This is a genomic window from Ensifer sp. ENS03 (genome assembly GCF_014852035.1).
Classification (GTDB): domain Bacteria; phylum Pseudomonadota; class Alphaproteobacteria; order Rhizobiales; family Rhizobiaceae; genus Ensifer; species Ensifer adhaerens.
Window position 1 is genome coordinate 135,991 of sequence record NZ_JACVAV010000009.1, and the last position, 18,836, is coordinate 154,826.

At 63.3% G+C, this 18,836-nt stretch carries 18 protein-coding genes; 7 read left to right on the forward strand and 11 right to left on the reverse strand.

Annotation, left to right across the window (positions count from 1 at the left end; all coding sequences use genetic code 11):
* The first annotated feature begins 26 nt into the window (after positions 1 to 26).
* Positions 27 to 422: a MarR family winged helix-turn-helix transcriptional regulator gene (locus IB263_RS26220; protein WP_034799468.1), complete on the forward strand. Its 396-nt coding sequence runs from the start codon at positions 27 to 29 to the stop codon at positions 420 to 422.
* 185 nt (positions 423 to 607) lie between these two features.
* Positions 608 to 1,903, forward strand: coding sequence for an MFS transporter (locus IB263_RS26225; RefSeq protein ID WP_034799465.1), 1,296 nt, complete (start codon positions 608 to 610; stop codon positions 1,901 to 1,903).
* A gap of 81 nt (positions 1,904 to 1,984) precedes the next feature.
* Here the strand turns inward: IB263_RS26225 and IB263_RS26230 are convergent, their stop codons facing one another.
* The 3 genes from IB263_RS26230 to IB263_RS26240 form a co-directional block, all read right to left on the reverse strand.
* Positions 1,985 to 2,413, reverse strand: a complete 429-nt coding sequence (locus IB263_RS26230; RefSeq protein WP_060518277.1) for an OsmC family protein — start codon at positions 2,411 to 2,413, stop codon at positions 1,985 to 1,987.
* Positions 2,414 to 2,538: 125 nt separating this feature from the next.
* Entirely contained in the window at positions 2,539 to 4,128 is a 1,590-nt protein-coding gene (locus IB263_RS26235; RefSeq protein WP_060518279.1) for an ABC transporter substrate-binding protein, read from the reverse strand.
* Between the two features lie 10 nt (positions 4,129 to 4,138).
* The gene (locus tag IB263_RS26240; RefSeq protein WP_034799462.1) at positions 4,139 to 4,822 is read right to left on the reverse strand and encodes a helix-turn-helix domain-containing protein; all 684 of its coding nucleotides are present in this window, start codon (positions 4,820 to 4,822) and stop codon (positions 4,139 to 4,141) included.
* 129 nt (positions 4,823 to 4,951) lie between these two features.
* Here IB263_RS26240 and IB263_RS26245 point away from each other — a divergent pair, with 129 nt between their 5' ends.
* The 5 genes from IB263_RS26245 to IB263_RS26265 all read left to right on the forward strand — a co-directional run bounded on the left by IB263_RS26245 (position 4,952) and on the right by IB263_RS26265 (position 9,089).
* Complete coding sequence (locus tag IB263_RS26245) at positions 4,952 to 6,025, forward strand: ABC transporter permease (protein ID WP_051659494.1); 1,074 nt, start codon at positions 4,952 to 4,954, stop codon at positions 6,023 to 6,025.
* Positions 6,026 to 6,038: 13 nt separating this feature from the next.
* Positions 6,039 to 6,944 (forward strand): ABC transporter permease, encoded by a 906-nt coding sequence (locus IB263_RS26250; protein ID WP_034799460.1) that lies wholly within the window; start codon positions 6,039 to 6,041, stop codon positions 6,942 to 6,944.
* The gene (locus IB263_RS26255) at positions 6,944 to 7,777 is read left to right on the forward strand and encodes an ABC transporter ATP-binding protein (protein WP_034799458.1); all 834 of its coding nucleotides are present in this window, start codon (positions 6,944 to 6,946) and stop codon (positions 7,775 to 7,777) included. Before IB263_RS26250 ends, IB263_RS26255 begins: the two co-directional genes overlap by 1 nt.
* Positions 7,774 to 8,514, forward strand: coding sequence for an ABC transporter ATP-binding protein (locus IB263_RS26260; RefSeq protein ID WP_060586295.1), 741 nt, complete (start codon positions 7,774 to 7,776; stop codon positions 8,512 to 8,514). Before IB263_RS26255 ends, IB263_RS26260 begins: the two co-directional genes overlap by 4 nt.
* Positions 8,515 to 8,582: 68 nt before the next feature.
* Positions 8,583 to 9,089 carry a hypothetical protein gene (locus IB263_RS26265; RefSeq protein WP_060586193.1) on the forward strand — a complete coding sequence of 169 codons (507 nt, stop codon included), beginning with the start codon at positions 8,583 to 8,585 and terminating at the stop codon, positions 9,087 to 9,089.
* A gap of 43 nt (positions 9,090 to 9,132) precedes the next feature.
* Here the strand turns inward: IB263_RS26265 and IB263_RS26270 are convergent, their stop codons facing one another.
* The 8 genes from IB263_RS26270 to deoC form a co-directional block, all read right to left on the reverse strand.
* Complete coding sequence (locus IB263_RS26270) at positions 9,133 to 10,224, reverse strand: ABC transporter ATP-binding protein (protein ID WP_113079848.1); 1,092 nt, start codon at positions 10,222 to 10,224, stop codon at positions 9,133 to 9,135.
* Positions 10,225 to 10,309: 85 nt separating this feature from the next.
* A complete protein-coding gene (locus IB263_RS26275; RefSeq protein ID WP_192439248.1) occupies positions 10,310 to 11,764 on the reverse strand; it encodes an extracellular solute-binding protein in 1,455 nt (484 codons plus the stop codon).
* A 40-nt stretch (positions 11,765 to 11,804) separates the two neighbouring features.
* Positions 11,805 to 12,833: a carbohydrate ABC transporter permease gene (locus IB263_RS26280; RefSeq protein WP_034799447.1), complete on the reverse strand. Its 1,029-nt coding sequence runs from the start codon at positions 12,831 to 12,833 to the stop codon at positions 11,805 to 11,807.
* On the reverse strand, positions 12,830 to 13,705 hold the full coding sequence (locus IB263_RS26285) for a carbohydrate ABC transporter permease (protein ID WP_034799444.1): 876 nt from the start codon (positions 13,703 to 13,705) through the stop codon (positions 12,830 to 12,832). The genes IB263_RS26280 and IB263_RS26285 overlap by 4 nt, the downstream gene beginning before the upstream one ends.
* Positions 13,702 to 14,634: a ribokinase gene (gene rbsK, locus IB263_RS26290; protein ID WP_060586191.1), complete on the reverse strand. Its 933-nt coding sequence runs from the start codon at positions 14,632 to 14,634 to the stop codon at positions 13,702 to 13,704. Before rbsK ends, IB263_RS26285 begins: the two co-directional genes overlap by 4 nt.
* Positions 14,635 to 14,737: 103 nt before the next feature.
* A complete protein-coding gene (locus IB263_RS26295; RefSeq protein WP_060518285.1) occupies positions 14,738 to 15,190 on the reverse strand; it encodes an RbsD/FucU family protein in 453 nt (150 codons plus the stop codon).
* A gap of 134 nt (positions 15,191 to 15,324) precedes the next feature.
* A complete protein-coding gene (locus tag IB263_RS26300; protein WP_060586188.1) occupies positions 15,325 to 17,709 on the reverse strand; it encodes an aldehyde dehydrogenase family protein in 2,385 nt (794 codons plus the stop codon).
* Between the two features lie 5 nt (positions 17,710 to 17,714).
* Positions 17,715 to 18,728, reverse strand: coding sequence for a deoxyribose-phosphate aldolase (gene deoC, locus IB263_RS26305; protein ID WP_060530293.1), 1,014 nt, complete (start codon positions 18,726 to 18,728; stop codon positions 17,715 to 17,717).
* Positions 18,729 to 18,836 lie beyond the last annotated feature (108 nt).

An 18,836-nucleotide genomic window follows, 5' to 3' on the forward strand; every position in this document is an offset into this window, starting at 1 on the left:
ATCGCTTGCGTGTATATACACACATTATGTCTCGTTGCTATTGTGCCCTCTTACGCAAAGCCACCCGGCGAGTGACGTCAGTCTATGACGACGCGCTGCAGCCGATTGGTCTTAACCTTGCCCAGTTCAGCCTGCTTCGACACATCGCGCGCGATGAACCGATCTCGATGACCGAGCTTGGCCGCAAGATCGAACTCGAGCGATCGACGGTCAGCCGCAACGTCAAAGTGCTGGAGGGAATGGGATTGACCGCAACTGGAAGCGGAAAGGATCAGCGGGAGGCCATTGTCGAGCTTACGGAGAGCGGCCACCGGATACTGGCTGACGGCGCGCCGCTCTGGCAGGCCGCTCAGGACAAGATCGAGGCGCGGCTGGGAGCCGACGCCGCCGCCCAGCTGGAGGACCTGCTGCTGGCGCTCTAGCGCCTCGTTTCCAGACCAACTTTCTGGTCGCAGTCTGCGACTTGAGGCCAGAAGAATCCGGGCAGCCTAAGCTGCCAGGAACCGGCAGAAAACTGCCAAACAACAGTTCAATCTGCGACCTGCGCTCCGAAAGCCCGCGCAGCGCTGTCGCACGCCCTAAAAACACCGACGAAAGGAAGTCGACGATGCTCGGTCCGGCGCTTGCGCGTTATCTTGCCAGACGCAATATCCACTACGGCTGGGCTGTCGCCGCCGTCACCTTCCTGGTCATGCTTTCGACAGCGGGCGCCATGGGCTCGGCCGGCGTGCTCATCAAACCGCTCGAGACCGAATTCGGCTGGACCAATGCGCAAATCTCGCTGGCGCTCGCCATCCGGCTTTGCCTTTTCGGTCTGCTCGGTCCGTTCGCAGCCTCGTTCATGAACCATTTCGGCGTGCGCCCGGTCGTGTCTACGGCGCTGATCCTGATCATCTCCGGCATCGCCGCCTCGTTCTACATGACGGAACTCTGGCACCTGGTGGCGATCTGGGGCGTCGTGCTCGGCGTGGGTACCGGCATGACGGCGCTGGTGCTCGGCGCGACGGTCGCAACGCGCTGGTTCGACAAACGGCGCGGGCTCGTCGTCGGGCTGATGACCGCCAGCAACGCCACCGGCCAGCTGGTCTTCCTGCCGTTGCTCGCTTCTCTCACCGAAACGATCGGCTGGCGCTCGGCGCTGACGCTGATCATCGTCATCCTGCTTGCGGCCTTCACCCTGGTCCTGCTTCTGATGCAGGATCGCCCTGGGGACCTTGGCCTTGCGCCCTTCGGCGGCAAGCAAATGGTGGCGGCGCCGCCGAAGGCGAAGAGCTTCGGGGAACTGCTGATGGCACCGATCCGGGCGCTTTCCGACGCCGCCAAGACCAACACCTTCTGGGTGCTGTTTGCGACCTTCTTCGTCTGCGGCTTCAGCACCAACGGGCTGATCCAGACCCATTGGGTTTCGATCTGCGGCGATGTTGGTATTGCCCCCGTCGCAGCAGCCAGCCTGCTGGCGCTGATCGGCGTATTCGATCTGATCGGCACCATCGGTTCCGGCTGGCTCTCGGACCGTTATGACAACCGCTGGCTGCTCTTCTGGTTCTACGGCCTTCGCGGCCTGTCGCTGATGTTCCTGCCGTTCAGCGGCTTCAACATCTACACGCTGTCGATCTTTGCGATCTTCTACGGCCTGGATTGGGTCGCGACGGTACCGCCGACGGTGAAACTTTCGGCCGAACGCTTCGGTCCGGAACGCGCCGCCCTCGTCTTCGGCTGGGTCTTCACCGGTCACCAGCTGGGTGCGGCCAGTGCGACCTTCCTCGCAGGCGCCAGCCGGACGTCGCTTGAAACCTATACGCCGGCGCTGATTGCCGCCGGGATGCTCTGCATTGTCGCGGCCCTGCTGGTGCTGACGATCGGTCGGCGTCAACCGGAGGCGCTTACGCCGCAACCGGCCTGAGTCCTTCTGCCAGTTGCATCGAAAAGGGCGGGCTGCCAATGGCAGCCCGCCCTTTTGTTGGACGCTGAGACCCAATGAACGTCAGTGGGCAAACTCGGTCACGAATTCCGGATTGCCGCGGATCGTATTGCTAACGGTGCAGATCTCGTTTTCGGCGGCTTCCGCGATCGCATGGCGGACCGTGTCGTCAAAATCACCCTTGATGTCGAAGACGATGTTGAATTTTGCGACGCGGGACGGCTCGTCATGGGCTTTCTCGCCCGTCACCTTGGCACTCACTTCCGTCAGCCGGTCGAGCACGCCAAAACGGCTGGCGGCGATGCGGGCGCTCAGCACCAGGCAGCTTGCGAGCGACGCATAGAGCAGATCGAGCGGGCCGTAGCCCGCCTGCGACGGGCCGGTGACGATATCGAGTTCACCACCGGTGACCGAGGTCACATGCGGAAAGCCGGTCTTGCCGACCACAGCCGTCGCACCGGTTTCCCGCGTTCTCACCTTCACATCCGCCATGTCGTAAAACCTTCCCAGAACTTATCAAACCGATCGGTAGAAACACGTCGCCCCGGGCCGGAAGGCCCAGGGCGTTTTGATATGTGCGCCTTTTTCTCATCGGCGCAAGGGCGATCGCTGGCGGATCAGTTCTTCTTCACCAGGCGGTAGAAGACATAGTCCGAGATGGCGCCATTGACGTAGCCTTCGACCTTGTCCTTCATCGCGACCTGGGTCGCGGCCTGGAACATGATCACGATCGGCGACTTTTCCTGCACCTTGCGCTGCAGGTCGACATAAAGCGCGTCGCGCTTGGCCGGATCGGCTTCCTTGAGGGCTGCCTTGGTCGCTTCGTTGAGTTCCGCCGGAACCGCCCAGCCGTTACGCCAGGTGGTCGTCGACTGATACTTGTCGTCGGCGTTGTCTTCGTTATAGGCGAAGGCCTTGGCGTTCGAATGCGGGTCCATGAAGTCCGGGCCCCAATAGAGCAGCATCGCTTCGTGGGTGCGCGCGCGGTACTTGGTGATGACCTGGCTACCGGTGCCCGGGATGATCTCGAAGTTGATCCCGGCTTCGGCGAAGGACGCCTGCAGTGACTGCGCCATGTCGGTGAACGGCGTCGAGTTGATGACGTCGAGGGTCACCTTGATCGGCGTCTTGATGCCGGCATCGGCCAGGATCTTCTTCGCCTTCTCGACGTCGTAGCTGTAGGGGGTCTCGTCGAGCGAGCCCGGGAAGCCCTTCGGCCAGAAGGCCTGGTGAACTTCCATCTGGCCCTTGAGGAAGCTGTCGGTCATGCCCTTGTAGTCGACCAGGTAGCGGGCGGCTTCCCAGACGGCTTCCGGCTGCAGTGCCGCGTCCTTCTGGTTGAACGACAGGAAGTGTACGGCGGCCTGCGGATAGGATTCGACCTTCACGCCGTCCTTGCCTTCAAGACCCGAAACCTGGTCCGGGGTCAGGTTCTTCGCCATGTCGACGTCGCCGGTCTGCAGCATCAGCTGCTGGGTTGCGGCTTCGGCCACGTGACGGATGATGACGCCCTTGATAACAGGAGCGCCGCCGAAGTAGTTCGGGTTGCTCGCAAGGTTGAGCAGCTCGCCGGCGCGGAAGGCCTTGAGCACGAACGGGCCGGTGCCGGCCGAATTGGCCTTGAGCCACGCATTGCCGAAGTCGCCATCGGCCTCGTTGGCCTTGACGGTTTCCGCGTCGATCACCGAAGCCGGGCGAGCGGCGAGAACGTTGAGAACGAAGGCCGACGAGAAGTCGCCGTCATACTTGACCGTGACCTTGTTACCTTCGGCGGTCACCATCTTGTCGATGTTTTCGGGCGTCCAGCCGAGCTGCGTCAGGATGAAGGCCGGCGCCTTGTTGAGAACGACGACGCGCTTGAAGGAGTAGACGACGTCTTCGCCACGCAGCGGATTGCCGGAGGAAAAGGTAACGCCATCACGCAGCGTGAAGGTGATCGTCTTTGCCGCATCGTCGACCGTCCATTCGGAGGCAAGACCCGGCGCCAGCTTCTTCACGTCGGGCGCATCGTACTGCACCAGGCGGTCATAGGTCTGGGTGACGTATTCGCCCGAGGAGAACTCGTAGGCCTCGGCCGGGTCGATGCTGACGATGTCGTCGATATTCTGGGCAACGACCAACACATCGGCTGGCGTTTCGGCGAGTGCGGCCGGCGCCACGCTCATCATCAGGGACGCCGCGAAGACCGCGGCCTTGAACATTCTCATCATCATTCTCCTATTTTCGATGAGGCTTGGTTTTTGTCGGTGCCGGCTTCAGCGCCGATTGCGGCTGACCGGTCTCGTTGGATTGGGAAGCGCGGGGCCGGAAGAGCGGCAGGGTGCCGGTCCAGATCAACCGCACGGGTGCGTCTGTCTTGTTCCACCAGTAGTGGGGCTGGATGCCGCGGAAGTGCAGGCCGTCGCCAGGCGAAAGCATGGTGTCGTCGCCATCGAGCCCGAAGAGGATCTCGCCTTCGAGCATGTAGACGAGCTCTTCGCCCTCATGGCTGAAGACCTCGGAGCGATGCCCCGGCGGAATGGTGATGACGAAACTCGAAAGCTGGTTGCCGGCGAAATCCGCGCCAATGCGCTCATAGGAAACAGGCGAGCCGCCGACCGAAAACACCATGCGCCCCTCGGCGCGCGAAAGCCCGGTGTCGATCGCCGGTGCCAGGATGAAATGGTTGAGTTCGGCGCCCAGGCCTTGCGCAATCTGGGCCAGTGTGCCGAGCGAGGGCATGGCAAGATCGCGCTCGATCTGGCTCAAATAGCCGACCGAAACGCCCGCTGCGTCGCTGAGCGTCTGCAGGGTCATATGCATCTGCCGGCGGCGCGCACGCACCAGCGCGCCCACCTTCGGCTGCCCTGCCCCGGCCGATTTGCCCGAAGCGGCCTGCGTATCCTCTGACGGATCGCTCACAGCGGTTATTCCTCCCGTTTCCGCCCCAGTAAAATTTTTTTGATTTAAGCAAACTTATTTATATACTCCAAGCAAATTTTTGCGGTATCGACAAGTGAGACCGCAAGCGAAGAGGGATGGTGACGCCACGTGGCAAACGACAGCACGACAGCAGCAGCGCCGGCGCGCCGCGCCGCCAGACCCAGTCGGGGACGGCAGCGCCTTCTTTCACTGGCAGGCTTCCTGGTAACGCTTGCGATAACCTTCCTCGGCCTGCTCGCAATCACCTTCTTCATCGGCCGCATCGTGCCGATCGACCCGGTTCTGGCTGTCGTCGGCGACCGCGCACCCGTCGCCGTCTATGAGCGCGTGCGCCAGGAAATGGGGCTCGACCAGCCGCTGATCACGCAGTTCGTCAGCTACGTACGTGACGTCGCCACCTTCAATTTCGGAACATCGGTTTCGACGGGCAAGCCGGTTATCGAGGACCTCGCTCGCGTCTTCCCGGCAACACTCGAAATGGCGACGCTCGGCATCATGCTCGGCGTGCTGATCGGCGTGCCGCTCGGTGTTTTTGCCGCCGCCCGCCGTGGCTCCTGGCTCGATCAGGGCATCCGCGTCATCGGTCTGCTCGGTTATTCGGTGCCTGCCTTCTGGCTCGGTCTCGTCGGCCTGGCGATTTTCTACGCGAAGCTGAAATGGGTCGGCGGCCCCGGCCGTGTCGACATCTTTTACGACGGCATGGTGTCGCCGGTCACGGGCCTGATCCTTGTCGACAGCATCATTGCTGGCGAATGGGAGATCTTCCGCAACGCCGTCTGGCACCTGATCCTGCCGGCGTCCTGCCTCGGCTTCTTCTCGCTCGCCTATATCGCCCGCATGACGCGCTCCTTCATGCTCGACCAGCTGAGCCAGGAATATGTGACGACCGCCCGGGTCAAAGGCGTGCCGGAGCGCCTGGTCATCTGGCGCCATGCCTTCCGGCCGATCCGCGTGCCGCTGATCACCGTTATCGGCCTGTCCTATGCCGGCCTGCTCGAAGGCTCCGTGATGATCGAGACGATCTTCTCCTGGCCCGGCATCGGCAACTACCTGACCGTCGCTCTGCTCAATGCCGACATGTCGGCCGTGCTCGGCTCGACCCTCGTCATCGGCGCGGTCTTCATCGGCATCAACAAGATTTCGGACGTGCTCTACCGCGTGCTCGATCCGCGTGCACGCTAAGGGAGGAGCGACCATGACCACACTTCGCGACTGGCTGATCGACGACAGCCCCGCCTCGCCGATGCAGGCGCGCCTCGGGCGCTTCTATCGCATCTTCGGCGCGCTGATGCGCAATCCGCTCGCCGTTGTCGGCGCCGTCATCATCCTCGTTCTGGTGCTGACCGCGCTCTTTGCGCCGTGGCTCGCCACCCATGATCCGCTGCGCCAGTCGCTGAGCGAACGCCTGCTGCCGCCGAGTGCTGCCCACTGGATGGGAACCGACGAACTCGGCCGCGACATCTGGTCCCGCGTTGTCTACGGTTCACGCATCACGCTGGCCATCGTCACGCTGGTTGCAGTGCTCGCAGCCCCCGCCGGCCTGGTGATCGGCGTGGCCGCCGGTTATTTCGGTGGCTGGGTCGACCGTATCCTGATGGGCATTACCGATATCTTCCTGTCGCTGCCGAAGCTCATCCTGGCGCTTGCCTTCGTTGCAGCCCTTGGCCCCGGCATCGAGAACGCGATCATCGCCATCGCGATCACCTCCTGGCCCGGCTATGCCCGTGTCGCTCGTGCGGAGACGCTGACCTTCAAGAACTCCGAATTCATTTCGGCGGTGCGTCTGCTCGGCGCGTCGAGCCTCCGGGTCAATCTCGGCCACGTGCTCCCGCTCTGCACCTCATCGATGATTGTCCGCGTCACGCTCGACATGGCCGGCATCATCCTGACGGCTGCCGGTCTCGGCTTCATCGGACTTGGCGCTCAGCCGCCACTTCCCGAATGGGGCGCGATGATCTCGCGCGGTCGCTCCTTCATTCTCGATCAGTGGTGGGTCGCGACCATGCCCGGCTTTGCCATCATTCTCGTTAGCCTCGGCTTCTGCTTCCTCGGTGATGGCCTGCGCGACGTGCTCGATCCGAAGAGCGGGGAGCAGCGCTGATGAGCAATCTTCTCGAAGTCGAAAACCTGCGCGTCACCTTCCCGACGCCCCGCGGTGATCTCGAAGTCGTGCGCGGCATCTCCTTCACCCTCGGCCGCGAACGCCTCGGCATCGTCGGCGAGAGCGGCTCGGGCAAGTCGATGACCGGTCGCTCGATCCTGCAGCTGATCCGGGCACCGGGTCGGGTCACCGCCGACAAGCTCGTCTTCGACGGCGTCGACCTCCTGAAGCAGTCCGAGCGGCAGATGCGCGCCATCCGCGGCGCCCGCATTTCCATGGTGATGCAAGACCCGAAGTTCTCGCTGAACCCGGTCATGACCATCGGCGAGCAGATCGCCGAAGCGTTGCTGACGCACCAGAAGCTGCCGCGCCGCGAGGTCAACGCGCGCGTGCTTACGATGCTGGAATCGGTGCGCATTGCAGATCCGGAACGCGTCGCCAAGCTCTACCCGCACGAAGTCTCCGGTGGCATGGGCCAACGCGTGATGATCGCGATGATGCTGATCCCCGAGCCGGACCTTCTGATCGCCGACGAGCCGACCTCGGCGCTCGACGTTTCCGTCCAGGCCCAGGTGCTCGACATCATCGACGAACTGGTGAAACGCAAGGGCATGGGCCTGATCTTCATCAGCCACGACCTCAATCTCGTCTCCAGCTATTGCGACCGCATCCTCGTGATGAACACCGGCGAGGTGGTCGAGGAATGCAAGGCCGGCGAACTGATGGCGGCCAAGCACCCCTATACGCGCGGGCTGATCGCCTCCATTCCGCGCCTCGATGAAACACGGGACGAGCTGCCGGTGCTCGACCGCAGCGCATGGGCCAAGGCATGACCGCGCTCTCTCTGAAGAACCTCGACATCTCGTACGGCGACGTGCAGATCACCCACAACGTCAATCTCGATATCGCCGACGGCGAGAGCTTTGCCCTTGTCGGCGAAAGCGGCTCGGGAAAATCGACGGTGCTGAAGGCAATCGCAGGTCTCGCGCCGGAATGGACCGGCGAGATCACCGTGCTCGGCTCGCCCCGCGGCCACGGCATCGACCGCGCCTTTTCGCGTCAGTGCCAGATGGTGTTCCAGGATCCCTACGGCTCGCTGCATCCGCGAAAGACGGTCGACGCCACGCTCGGCGAAGCGCTGACGATCCACGGCATCGGCGACCGCAACGCCCGCATCGAGGAGGTCATGACCTCGGTCGGCCTCGATCGCAAGTTCCGCTTCCGCTTTCCGCACCAGCTCTCGGGCGGCCAGCGCCAGCGCGTGGCAATCGCCCGGGCGCTGATGCTGAAGCCGAAGGTGCTCTTACTCGACGAGCCGACATCCGCGCTCGACGTTTCGGTCCAGGCCGAAATCCTCAACCTGTTGAAGCGCCTCCGGCGCGAGCAGAACCTCACCTTCCTGATGGTCACCCACAACCTGGCGGTCGTCTCCTTCCTCTGCGATCGCCTCGCTGTCATGCGCCAGGGCCGGATCGTCGAGATTGCCGATGTCGCCGACCTCAAGCGCGGTGACCTCAAGGATCCCTATTCGCGCGAGCTGATGCAGATCAGCGCCGCGCATGCCAACTAGGATGGGACAACACCGACGATTTATCGTCTGTCCCCTTCTAAGATATCGAGTAACCCCAAGGACATAGCATGAACAGTGAACAGATCGCTGCCGCGCTGGCGGAATTCGACGCGGCCATTGCCAAGACCACCGATGCCGATGCGGTATGGACCGCATTGCAGACGCTTAGCCGCCAGGTGATCGGCGCCAAGCTCTTCACCATCATGACCGTAGATATGGTCAACGAAGTCGCGCGCCGCGCCTACACCTCGCACCCCGCGGAGTACCCGACCTCGGGCACCAAGCCGATCCGCTACGACAGCTGGTTCGACATCGTGCACAAGGCGCACCAGACCTTCGTCGCCAACACCATCGCCGATATCGCCAAGGTTTTCCCGGACCACGAGACGATCTGGTCGCTCGGCTGCGGCTCGGTTGCCAACATCCCGGTCGTTGTCGGCGGCGAGCTGCTCGGCACCGTCAACTGCCTCGACGTCGAGCATCACTACACGCTGGAGCGCGTGGCACTCTCAAAGCACCTGGAGCTGCCGGCGAAGCTCGCCTTCCTCGCCGCAGCACGCGCCGAGAAGAAGTAAGACAGCAGGCCGGAGGCGTCATCGCCTTCGGCCATCCATCCGCTCAGCGGCCGATCGCCCCACCGGTTTCCTTCAGGAAGAAATGCATTTTCTCCGTCTCGATCGGCACCGCGATCTGATCGTCGGGGCCGATGCGTGACGCGGCGTGAACCTGCGCCGTGAAAGCGGCAGGCCCGACCCGGCCAAGAGCCAGCGTATGCGGGCCGAGCGGTTCGATATCGCGCACGATCAGCCTGACTGTTGGCGCATTGGCGTCCGTCGCCATCGTATGTTCCGGCCGGATGCCGAGCACGACCGCTTTTCCGACGTAGGCGCCGAGTTTTTCGGCGCGGTTTTCCGGGATAGCCACGGCCACGTCCCCATCCGCTATGAACTGCATCCCTCCATCGCCGCGCTCCAGCCGCCCCTCGAGGAAATTCATGCTCGGCGCACCGATGAAGGCGGCGACGAAAAGATTGGCGGGGGCCTCATAGAGCGTGATCGGATCGGCCGCCTGCTCGATGCGGCCCTGGTTCATGACGACGACGCGGTCGGCCATGGTCATGGCTTCCACCTGATCGTGGGTCACGTAAACGGCAGTCGTCTGAAGACGCCGGTGCAAGAGCTTGATTTCGGTGCGCATTTCGATGCGAAGTTTGGCATCTAGGTTCGACAACGGCTCGTCGAAGAGGAAGACATCCGGCTGGCGTACGATCGCCCGGCCGATCGCCACGCGCTGGCGCTGGCCGCCCGAAAGTGCGCTCGGCTTGCGATTGAGATAGGCGCCGAGGTTGAGGATGCGAGCGGCATCCGTTACCGCCTTTTCGATCTCCGCCTTCGGCGTGCCGCGCACCTTCATGCCGTAGCCGATGTTCTCGGCGACCGTCATGTGCGGATAGAGCGCGTAATTCTGAAACACCATGGAGCAATTGCGCAGGCCCGGTCTGAGATCGGTCACGTCGCGATCGCCAATCCGGATCGAACCCGAAGTCGCAGTTTCGAGGCCGGCAATCATCCTGAGCGTCGTCGTCTTGCCGCAGCCGGAGGGACCGACGAGCACGACGAACTCACGATCGGCAATGTCGAGATCGAGCGGCGAAATGACGGTGACGCTCCCGAAGGACTTGGTGATCTGCTGCAATCGGACCTGTGACATGCTGTAGCCTCTGATGCTGTCTGTGCCCGGTCTCGCCGGGGACGGTGGCGCCCGCCCCGATCGTTTCGGGGCGGGCGTGGGTTCGTTACTGCTGCGGCAGGCCCATCGAGGCGCGATAGGCGGCAAGCTGCTTGTCGCGGCCGAACTCGTCGGTCAGCTTGTTCCACTGTTCCGCGACGCTATCGAGCGCCTCTTGCGGCGTCACTTCGCCGGCAAGCGCCTTGGAAAGCTCGATCTCCAGCACTTCGGTATAGGAGAAGTAGCCGGGAAGGCGCATGTCGAGCGCGATGTTCTTGGCGGTCACCGCCTCCTTCTGCGCACCAAGATATTCCTTCGCCTCACGCTCGGAGAAGATCTTCGACCAGAGATCGAGATTGGTCGTGTGCGAGATGCGGTAAGGGTTCACACCGGTACCGCCGGCAATCGCCGCCTGGCCCGAGACGGCCGGGCTCGTCAGATACTGGATGTAGTTCCAGGCCGCTTCCTGCTTGGTCGAGGTCGCGGGAACCGCGGCCTGCCAACCGCCGAAGGCCATGAAGGAGGTCTGGACGACGTGGTCGAACTTGTCCCACTCCTTGGTCTTGTAGTTCCAGATCTCGTCCGATCCCGGCAGCGATGCCGAGCCGACATTGCCGGCCACCTTCGACTGCTTCGGGTCGGCGCCGATGACGCCGGTATCACCCCAGCCGATCGATTCCGCCACCTGGCCGCCGGCAAAAGCGGCGTTCACTTCGCCGAAGGAGAAGTTCAGCGCGTTCGGCGGCGCGAGCTTTGAGGCGCGGATGTATTCCTCGAGGCCACGGACCCAGCCGGGATTGTTGACCTGCGCATCCATTGTTTCCGGGTTGAAGAACATGGCGCCCGGGTTGTCCGGGTGGCTGGTATAACCGGCGACGTGGCTGAACAGGAACCAGAATTGCTGGCCGCCACGCCGGAAGGCTTCCGCCGTGCCCCAGAGGTTGTTCGAGGGCTGGTTGAAGTATTCGGCGATGTCCAGATACTGCTTCCAGGTCTTGGGCGGCGCCAGATCGTAACCGTACTTTTCCTTGAAGGCCTTCTGGTTGTCGGCGTTCTCGAAGAGGTCGATGCGGTAGCTGTAGGTATGGGCGTCGCCGTCCATCGTCTGCGACAGCACCTTGCCGTTCCAGACCATCAGCTGTTCGCGGTAGACGGGCGCGATATCGTCCCAGTCGGCGCCCTTCTGCATGTCGGCCGGCATTTCCGACAGGAAGTCGGTGAAATCAGGGGCCCAGGCCGGTGCAAAGGCGATCACGTCGAAAGCGTCTTCGCCAGAGGTCAGCGAGGTCACGATCTTCGGATAGAGCTCCGACCACGGGAACTCGACGACCTTGACCTTGCCGCAGGTCTTTTCCTCCCAGCCCTTGGCCGCAAGCTGCAGCGCCGAGGCAATGTAAGGACCGGTCTGTGTGGTCGCCGTCAGCTCGACGCCGGTGTAGTCCGGGTCGCAGGCGAGCGCCGTTCCCGCGCTCCCCGATGCGAGTGCGGCGAGAGATGCAGATGCCAGTAGCAATTTCCTCATTCTATCCTCCCTGTGAATGAATGCATGCCAAAGCGGTTGGTTACTTGATCGCTCCAAGAAGCAGGCCGGAGCGCATGAGCCGGCTCAAAAGCCCGGCCATGACCATCATCGGAATGATGGCAACGAGGGCGGCAGCGGAAATCGCCCACCATTCGTCGCCGCGCTGGCTGTTCTGGCCGGCAACGAGAATGGGCAGCGTCTGCCATTTGGAGTTGGTCAGGAACAGCGCGAACAGGAACTCGTTCCAGACGAAGGCGAGCGTGATCATGAAGGTGGCGATCAGACCCGGCTTCGACATCGGCAGCACAATGCCGAAGAAGATCCGCCACGACGGCACGTTGTCGACCATCGCCGCCTCCTCGACCTCCACCGGCAGCGCCTCGAAGAAGTCGCGCATCAGCCAGATGACGATCGGCAGCGAGAAAGCGATATAGGCGAAAGTGAGGCCGATATAGCTGTCGACCAGCTTGAAGCCGAGTTTGCCCATCTCGGTGTACATCAGGTAGAGCGCAAAGGCAGCGACGATCGGCGGGAACATGCGCTGGCTGACGAACCAGAAGACGATGTCGTTGTTGCCAAGTTCCGGCCCCGGAAGGCGAAAGCGGCTCGAGATCACCGCAAGCGCGAGCGCTGCGACAAAGGCATAGACCAGCGAGATGCCCTGGCCGTAGCCAAGCACATGGCGGCCGAGCAGGAAGCCGCCGAAGGCGATCACCACGAAGATCAGTGCCGAGAGCAGGCGAAAGCGGAAGGTGAAGCGCACCAGCGCATAGGCTGCCATGGCGCCGATGAAGGTCGCGGCGATCGACGCCGAAAGGCCGATGATTGTCGAGGCCAGGAAGGTGTTGAAGAACTGGCCACGCTGGCCCGACAACAGCTCGCTCCAGGCCGTCAAGCTCGGTTCGAAATCAACGAAGGGCAGATAGGTCGGCCCGCCGACGACGGCGATCGGCGTCTTGAACGAGGTGATCAGCACCCAATAGAGCGGAAAGAAGGTGATGGCGAGCCAGACGAGGCAGCCGCCGAGCGCCAGCCAGCGCCGTTTCCCTTTGAGAGTGCGCACGCTCATTTGTGCTTCTCCAGATAGGGCTTGAGGATGGCGAGATAGACGAGACCGATGACTGTGATGACAATCAGGAACAGGAACGAAAGCGCCGAGGTGTAGCCGAGGTTGAACTTCTTGAAGCCTTCCTGATAGGCAAACAGCGTCAGCGTCTCGGTCGATATCCCCGGCCCGCCGCCGGTCATGACGAAGACCGTGTCGATGATCTTGTAGCTCTCGATCAGCCGGATGAAGACGACGGCAACCGAGATCGGCAGGAGCATAGGAAAGGTGATGTCGCGGAACTGCTGCCAGGGCGTGGCATTTTCGAGCGCGGCCGCCTCGTAGACGTCGTCGGGCAAGGTCTGTAGCCCGGCAAGCAGCATGAGGATGACGAAAGGCGTCCATTGCCAGACCTCGACGGCAATGATCGAGCCGAGCGCCCAGCTGGTCTGGGTGAGGAACGGCAGGTTGGGGAACCCGATTGCCGTCATCAGCTCGTTGAGCGGGCCCATCGTCGGGTTCAGCACCTGGCGGGCGATCAGCGCGACGGCGACCGGCGCCACCAGCATCGGCAGCAGGAAGCTGACGCGGAAGATGCCCTCTCCCGGCACTCTTGAATTCAACGCCAACGCCACCGAAAGGCCGATCACATATTGCAGCCCGACGGAGATGAAGGCGATCAGCGTCGTCGTTCCCGCCACATGCCAGAACCGCGGGTTCTGCAGGAGATCGAGATAGTTGCCGAAGCCGACGAAGCGGGCCGGCGTCGGCGGCACCAGCCGCATGCTCATGAAGCTGGTCGTCAGCGAATAGACGAGCGGGAAGATCGAGATCATCAGCACGATGATCAGCGCCGGCCAGATGAAGAAGTGCTTGATCGGGTCGTTGCGCGTCATGCGGACGCCCCGCGCGCAAGCAGCGCCTCGATCTCGGCAAGCGTCGGCATGGCGGGCGCGGTGCCGCGGCGGGTGACCGCGATGCCGGCGGTGGCGCAGCCGAAGCGTACAGCGTCAACCGGTGAAAGGTCGCGGGCGAGCGCTGCGGAGAAGCCTCCGACAAAAGCGTCCCCCGCCCCGGTCGTGTCGATTACCGGCCCGCTGGCGATCGCCGGCACCAGCACCGACTGCTCGTGGTTGTGATAGAGCACGCCGCGTTCACCGAGCGTGATCAGCGCCGTTTTCGCACCCTTCTTCAGGATCGCGTCACCGGCACGACGAACGTCGTCTTCCGTGGCGAGCGCAAAACCGACGATGGCTGCGGCTTCCGTCTCGTTCGGCACAAGATAATCGCAGAGCGGATAGATCGCATCCGGAAAGGCTTCGGCCGGTGCCGGGTTGAAGACGGTGATGACGCCGGCCGCATGGGCAATTTCGAGCGCCCGCCGAGCGGCGGCCACCGGCTGCTCCAATTGGGTGACGAAGATGCGCGAACCTTCGATCGTCTCGCGCGCGGCCTCGACATCGTCGATCCCGATCGAGCCGGCGGCTCCCGGATAGACGATGATAGCGTTTTCGCCGTTCTGGTCGTTGACATAGATGAAGGCAGCCCCCGTAGGCAGATCGTCCATCTCAACGATCTTCGGCGTCACGCCGGCCTCGGCATAGGTGCGCAGCGCCATCTCGCCAAAGGTGTCGCGGCCGAGCTTGGAGATGAAGGAAACGGGACTTCCCGCCCGAGCACAGGCGACCGCCTGGTTCGAGCCCTTGCCTCCCGGCCCGACGGAAAAGCCGCTGCCGGTAATCGTTTCACCGACAACCGGCATGCGCCGCGCCAGATAGGCCGTGTCGGCCACGAAGATGCCAAGGATCGAAACACCAGTCTTCATTCAAGCCTCCCCCTGCGACCGCACCGCAAGCAAAGCGGCGTGCCCAGGCAATCTCTCGCGATTTCATCTGTCGTCTCGTGCCGCGCGGCGACCGCGCGGTCCGTCAGGTCTTGGGCGGAATGACGCCCTTGGTGAAGAGGAAGCAGCCATAGAAGCGCGTCTCGCCCGTGGTGATGACGCAATAGGCCTTCTTGGCTTCCTCGTAGAACTTGAAGCGCTCGATGCCGTACATCGGCGCCGATTTACCCTCAGCGCGATCGATTACCGCCTGCACTTCCTGCTGCACGGGCAGCACTTCGTCGGGCGCACCCATCACCTCCATGCGCCCGGCCGAAGGCTGCAGCGGCGTATCGAGCGGCAGCACGGAAAGCACCGCTTCGACGGCACGCGCGGCCGAGACGTTGTCGATGCGCAACAGCGTGCCCAGCGTGGTCTTGCGGGCAATGGCGTCGGACGGGAAGTTGGTGTCGGAAATGACCAGCGTGTCGCCGTGTCCCATGGACCTGAGCGCGTGCAGCACATCGGCGTTCAGCGCCGGATCGATATTCTTCAGCATACAGTCCTCCTCCTGGCGCGCTCCGGTTTCCGTGGCGCGCAATGCATTCCCCCTTGCAGGCGAACGCGTCTCCCTACTGTTCACTTGTCCCACAGCGCGGGCCGGCTCCCCCCGCCCCGCGCGTGGTGGCTCTCCTACTCGCCGTAGGGGATCCAGATGTTCTTGACGTCCGTCGCGCGGCGCAGATAGGCCGGGCCTTCTGCCGCCTCGCGATCGAGCCAGTTCGTCGCCTTTCCGTAGTCGACAAAGGTGCGCTTCAGGTTGCCGACCGAGAGCCTCTCCACGAGGGTCGAAAGTTCCGCCGAGCCGAAAGCCCAGAGCGCATCCACGTCGTTGTGGCTTGCGAGCGTCTTTGCCAGTTCGATCGTCGAACCGGTGACGATGTTGACGACACCGGCCGGGACGTCTGATGTTTCGAGCACCGTATAGAAATCGGTGGCCGCCAGCGGATGCTGTTCGCTCGGCACCACGACGACACGGTTGCCGGTGGCGATCAGCGGCGCGACCAGACTGATCATGCCAAGCAGCGGCGCTTCCGGCGGGCAAACGACGCCGACGACACCGATCGCCTCGGGGATCGCAAGTGCTACGCCGCGAAGCGGCGGCTGGTGGATCGCGCCTTCGTACTTGTCGGCCCAGGCGCCATAGGTGAAGAGGCGTGCGATCGAGGCTTCGACTTCCGCCTTGGCGTTGGCCGCAGACGCGCCGGTCATGTCGGCGATCCGATCGGCGAATTCGCCCGCACGGCCACTCAGGTTTTCGGCGATGTAGTAGAGGATTTGCGCGCGGTTGTGCGTCGTTGCCGACGACCAGCCGGATGCGGCTTGCGCTGCGACGACTGCGTTGCGGATGTCCTTGCGGTTGCCCTCGCCGACCTCGCCAAGCACCTTGCCCTTGGGCGAGAGCACGTTGCGGTTATAGTTGCCATCCGGCCGTGCCTGCTTGCCGCCGATGAAAAGCTTGGCGGTACGGTCGACGTCAGGCATGGCGAAATCGCCAGCCACGGGCTTCAATGCCGGTTCGACGGCGGCGGGACGCGGCTTGCGGCCGGCCCAAGCCTTCGGCTTCAGATATTCGTAGCAGCCCTCGCGACCACCCTCGCGGCCGAAGCCGGATTCGCGCTTGCCGCCGAAACCGGCAGACGCATCGAAGAGGTTAGTCGCATTGACCCAAACCACACCGGCGGCGAGCTTGGCCGCGACATGCAATGCCAGGCCGATGGTCTCGCTCCAGACGCTGGCGGCAAGGCCGTAGCGCGTATGGTTGGCAAGCTGGATCGCCTCTTCCGGGGTGCGGAAGGTCATGGAGACGGCGACGGGGCCGAAGATCTCTTCCGTCGCAACGATCGAGGTCGGCTGCACGCCGGTGAGCAGGGTCGGCGGATAGAAGCTGCCGCCCTGCGGCAGTTCGATCTTCGGCTGATGCAGCGCTGCTCCTTCGGAGACGCCCTTGGCGACCAGGTCTTCGATCCGCTGCAACTGCACCGGCGCGACGATCGCTGCCATGTCGATCGCCTTGTCGAGCGGATGGCCGACGCGCAGCGTCTGCATGCGGCGCTTCAGGCGCTCGTAGAACAGCGGTGCCACGCCTTCCTGCACGAGGATGCGCGAGCCGGCGCAGCAGACCTGGCCCTGGTTGAACCAGATGGCGTCAACCACGCCTTCGACGGCGCCGTCGATATCAGCGTCGTCAAAGACGATGAAGGGTGACTTGCCGCCGAGTTCGAGCGTCAGCGACTTGCCGGTGCCGGCGGTGCGCTCACGGATGAGGCGGCCGACTTCGGTCGAGCCGGTAAAAGCGATCTTGTCGATGTCCGCATGCTCGACAATCAGCGCGCCGGTTTCACCTTCGCCGGTAACGACGTTGAGCACGCCGGCCGGAAGACCTGCTGCAGCGGCCAGTTCGGCAAAGAGCAGCGCCGTCAGCGGCGTGAATTCCGCCGGTTTCAGGATCACCGTGTTACCGAGCGCCAGAGCGGGCGCGACCTTCCAGGCGAGCATCAGGAACGGGAAGTTCCAGGGAATGATCTGGCCGACGGCGCCGACCGGAACCTGATCGGCAAATTCGGTTTCCTGCAGCTGCGCCCAGCCGGCATGGTGATAGAAGTGGCGGGCGGCCAGCGGCACGTCGATGTCGCGGGTTTCGCGGATCGGCTTGCCGTTGTCGATCGCCTCGACCACGGCGATCAGGCGCGCATGGCGCTGGATCACGCGGGCGAGCGCATAGAGATGGCGGGCGCGGGCATGGCCCGGCAGCTTCGCCCAGGCGGCTTGCGCCTTGCGGGCAGCGGCGACGGCATCGTCAACATCCTTGGCACCGCCGAGCGCGATCTTTGCGAGCAGCTTGCCGGTTGCCGGCTCGTTCGTCTCGAAGGTCTTGCCGGACGCGGAGGCGACGAAGGCGCCGTTGATGAAGTGGCCGAATTCGCCCTTGTGGCGCGCCAGCCACTGGCGGGCTTCCGTGTCGGCTTCCGGTGCTGGACCATAGGACATTTCGTCAAAATACCTTGCGACAGTCATCGGGATCATCCAATCGGGTGACGGTTGAGGGCCGAGTAGGCGCCGGTAACGTGGTGTTCGAGCTGGCGCTCGATATCAGCAAGCAGGCTCGATGCGCCGATGCGGAAGAGATCCGGCTCGAGCCATTCGCGCCCGAGCTCGTCCTTCATCAGGAACTGGTAGTTCAGGATGTCCTTTGCCGCAGAAATGCCGCCCGCCGGCTTGTAGCCGACCTTGAGGCCGGTCTGCTCCTGATAGGCCCTAATCATGCGCAGCATGATGAGCGTCACCAGCAGCGTGGCGTTGACGCCTTCCTTGCCAGTCGAGGTCTTGATGAAATCGGCGCCAGCCATCATGCAGACGAGCGAAGCGCGCGCGACGTTGCGCAGCGTCTTCAGGTCGCCGGTCGCAAGAATAGCCTTCACATGAGCGTCACCGCAGGCGGCACGGAAATCGCGCATCTCATCATAGAGTGCCTGCCAGTTGCCCGTCAGCACATGCTCGCGGGTGATGACGATATCGATTTCCTTGGCGCCATCGGCGACAGAGGCTTCGATCTCGCGCAGCTTCACGTCATGCGGGATCAGGCCGGCAGGAAAACCGGTGGAGACGGCTGCCACCGGGATACCGGAACCTTCGAGCGCCTCGACGGCGGTGGAAACGAAACGATGATAGACGCACACGGCACCGGTCGTGATACCGCGACTGCCCATGCCGATCGCATCGAGCAGATCCTGGCGCACCGGCTGGCGGGCCTTGGCGCAGAGGCGCTTGACGCGCTCGGTCGTATCGTCGCCGTTGAGGGTCGTCAGATCGATGCAGGTAACCGCCTTCAAAAGCCAGGCGGCCTGCGCGTCCTTCTTGACCGTCCGGCGGCCGGGAAGCGTCGCAACACGGCGCTCAGCGGCAGACAGGTTGACGCGCTGGTCCAGCACCCAGCCAAGATCGAGATCGATGCCGTTGTTGCGCGGCCAGTTATGGCCCGCCGCCGGCGAATGCGCGGCCTTCGGCGCGCCAGTTTTCACAGCAAGGTCTTCCAAGCGATGGCTCCTTGAACTCCCTGTCACGACCAGCCGCACTCGAGCACAGCCGCCGAGAACTCATTTTTGTTATTTTTCTATCGAATTTTTGTGACTATTCCATCAAGA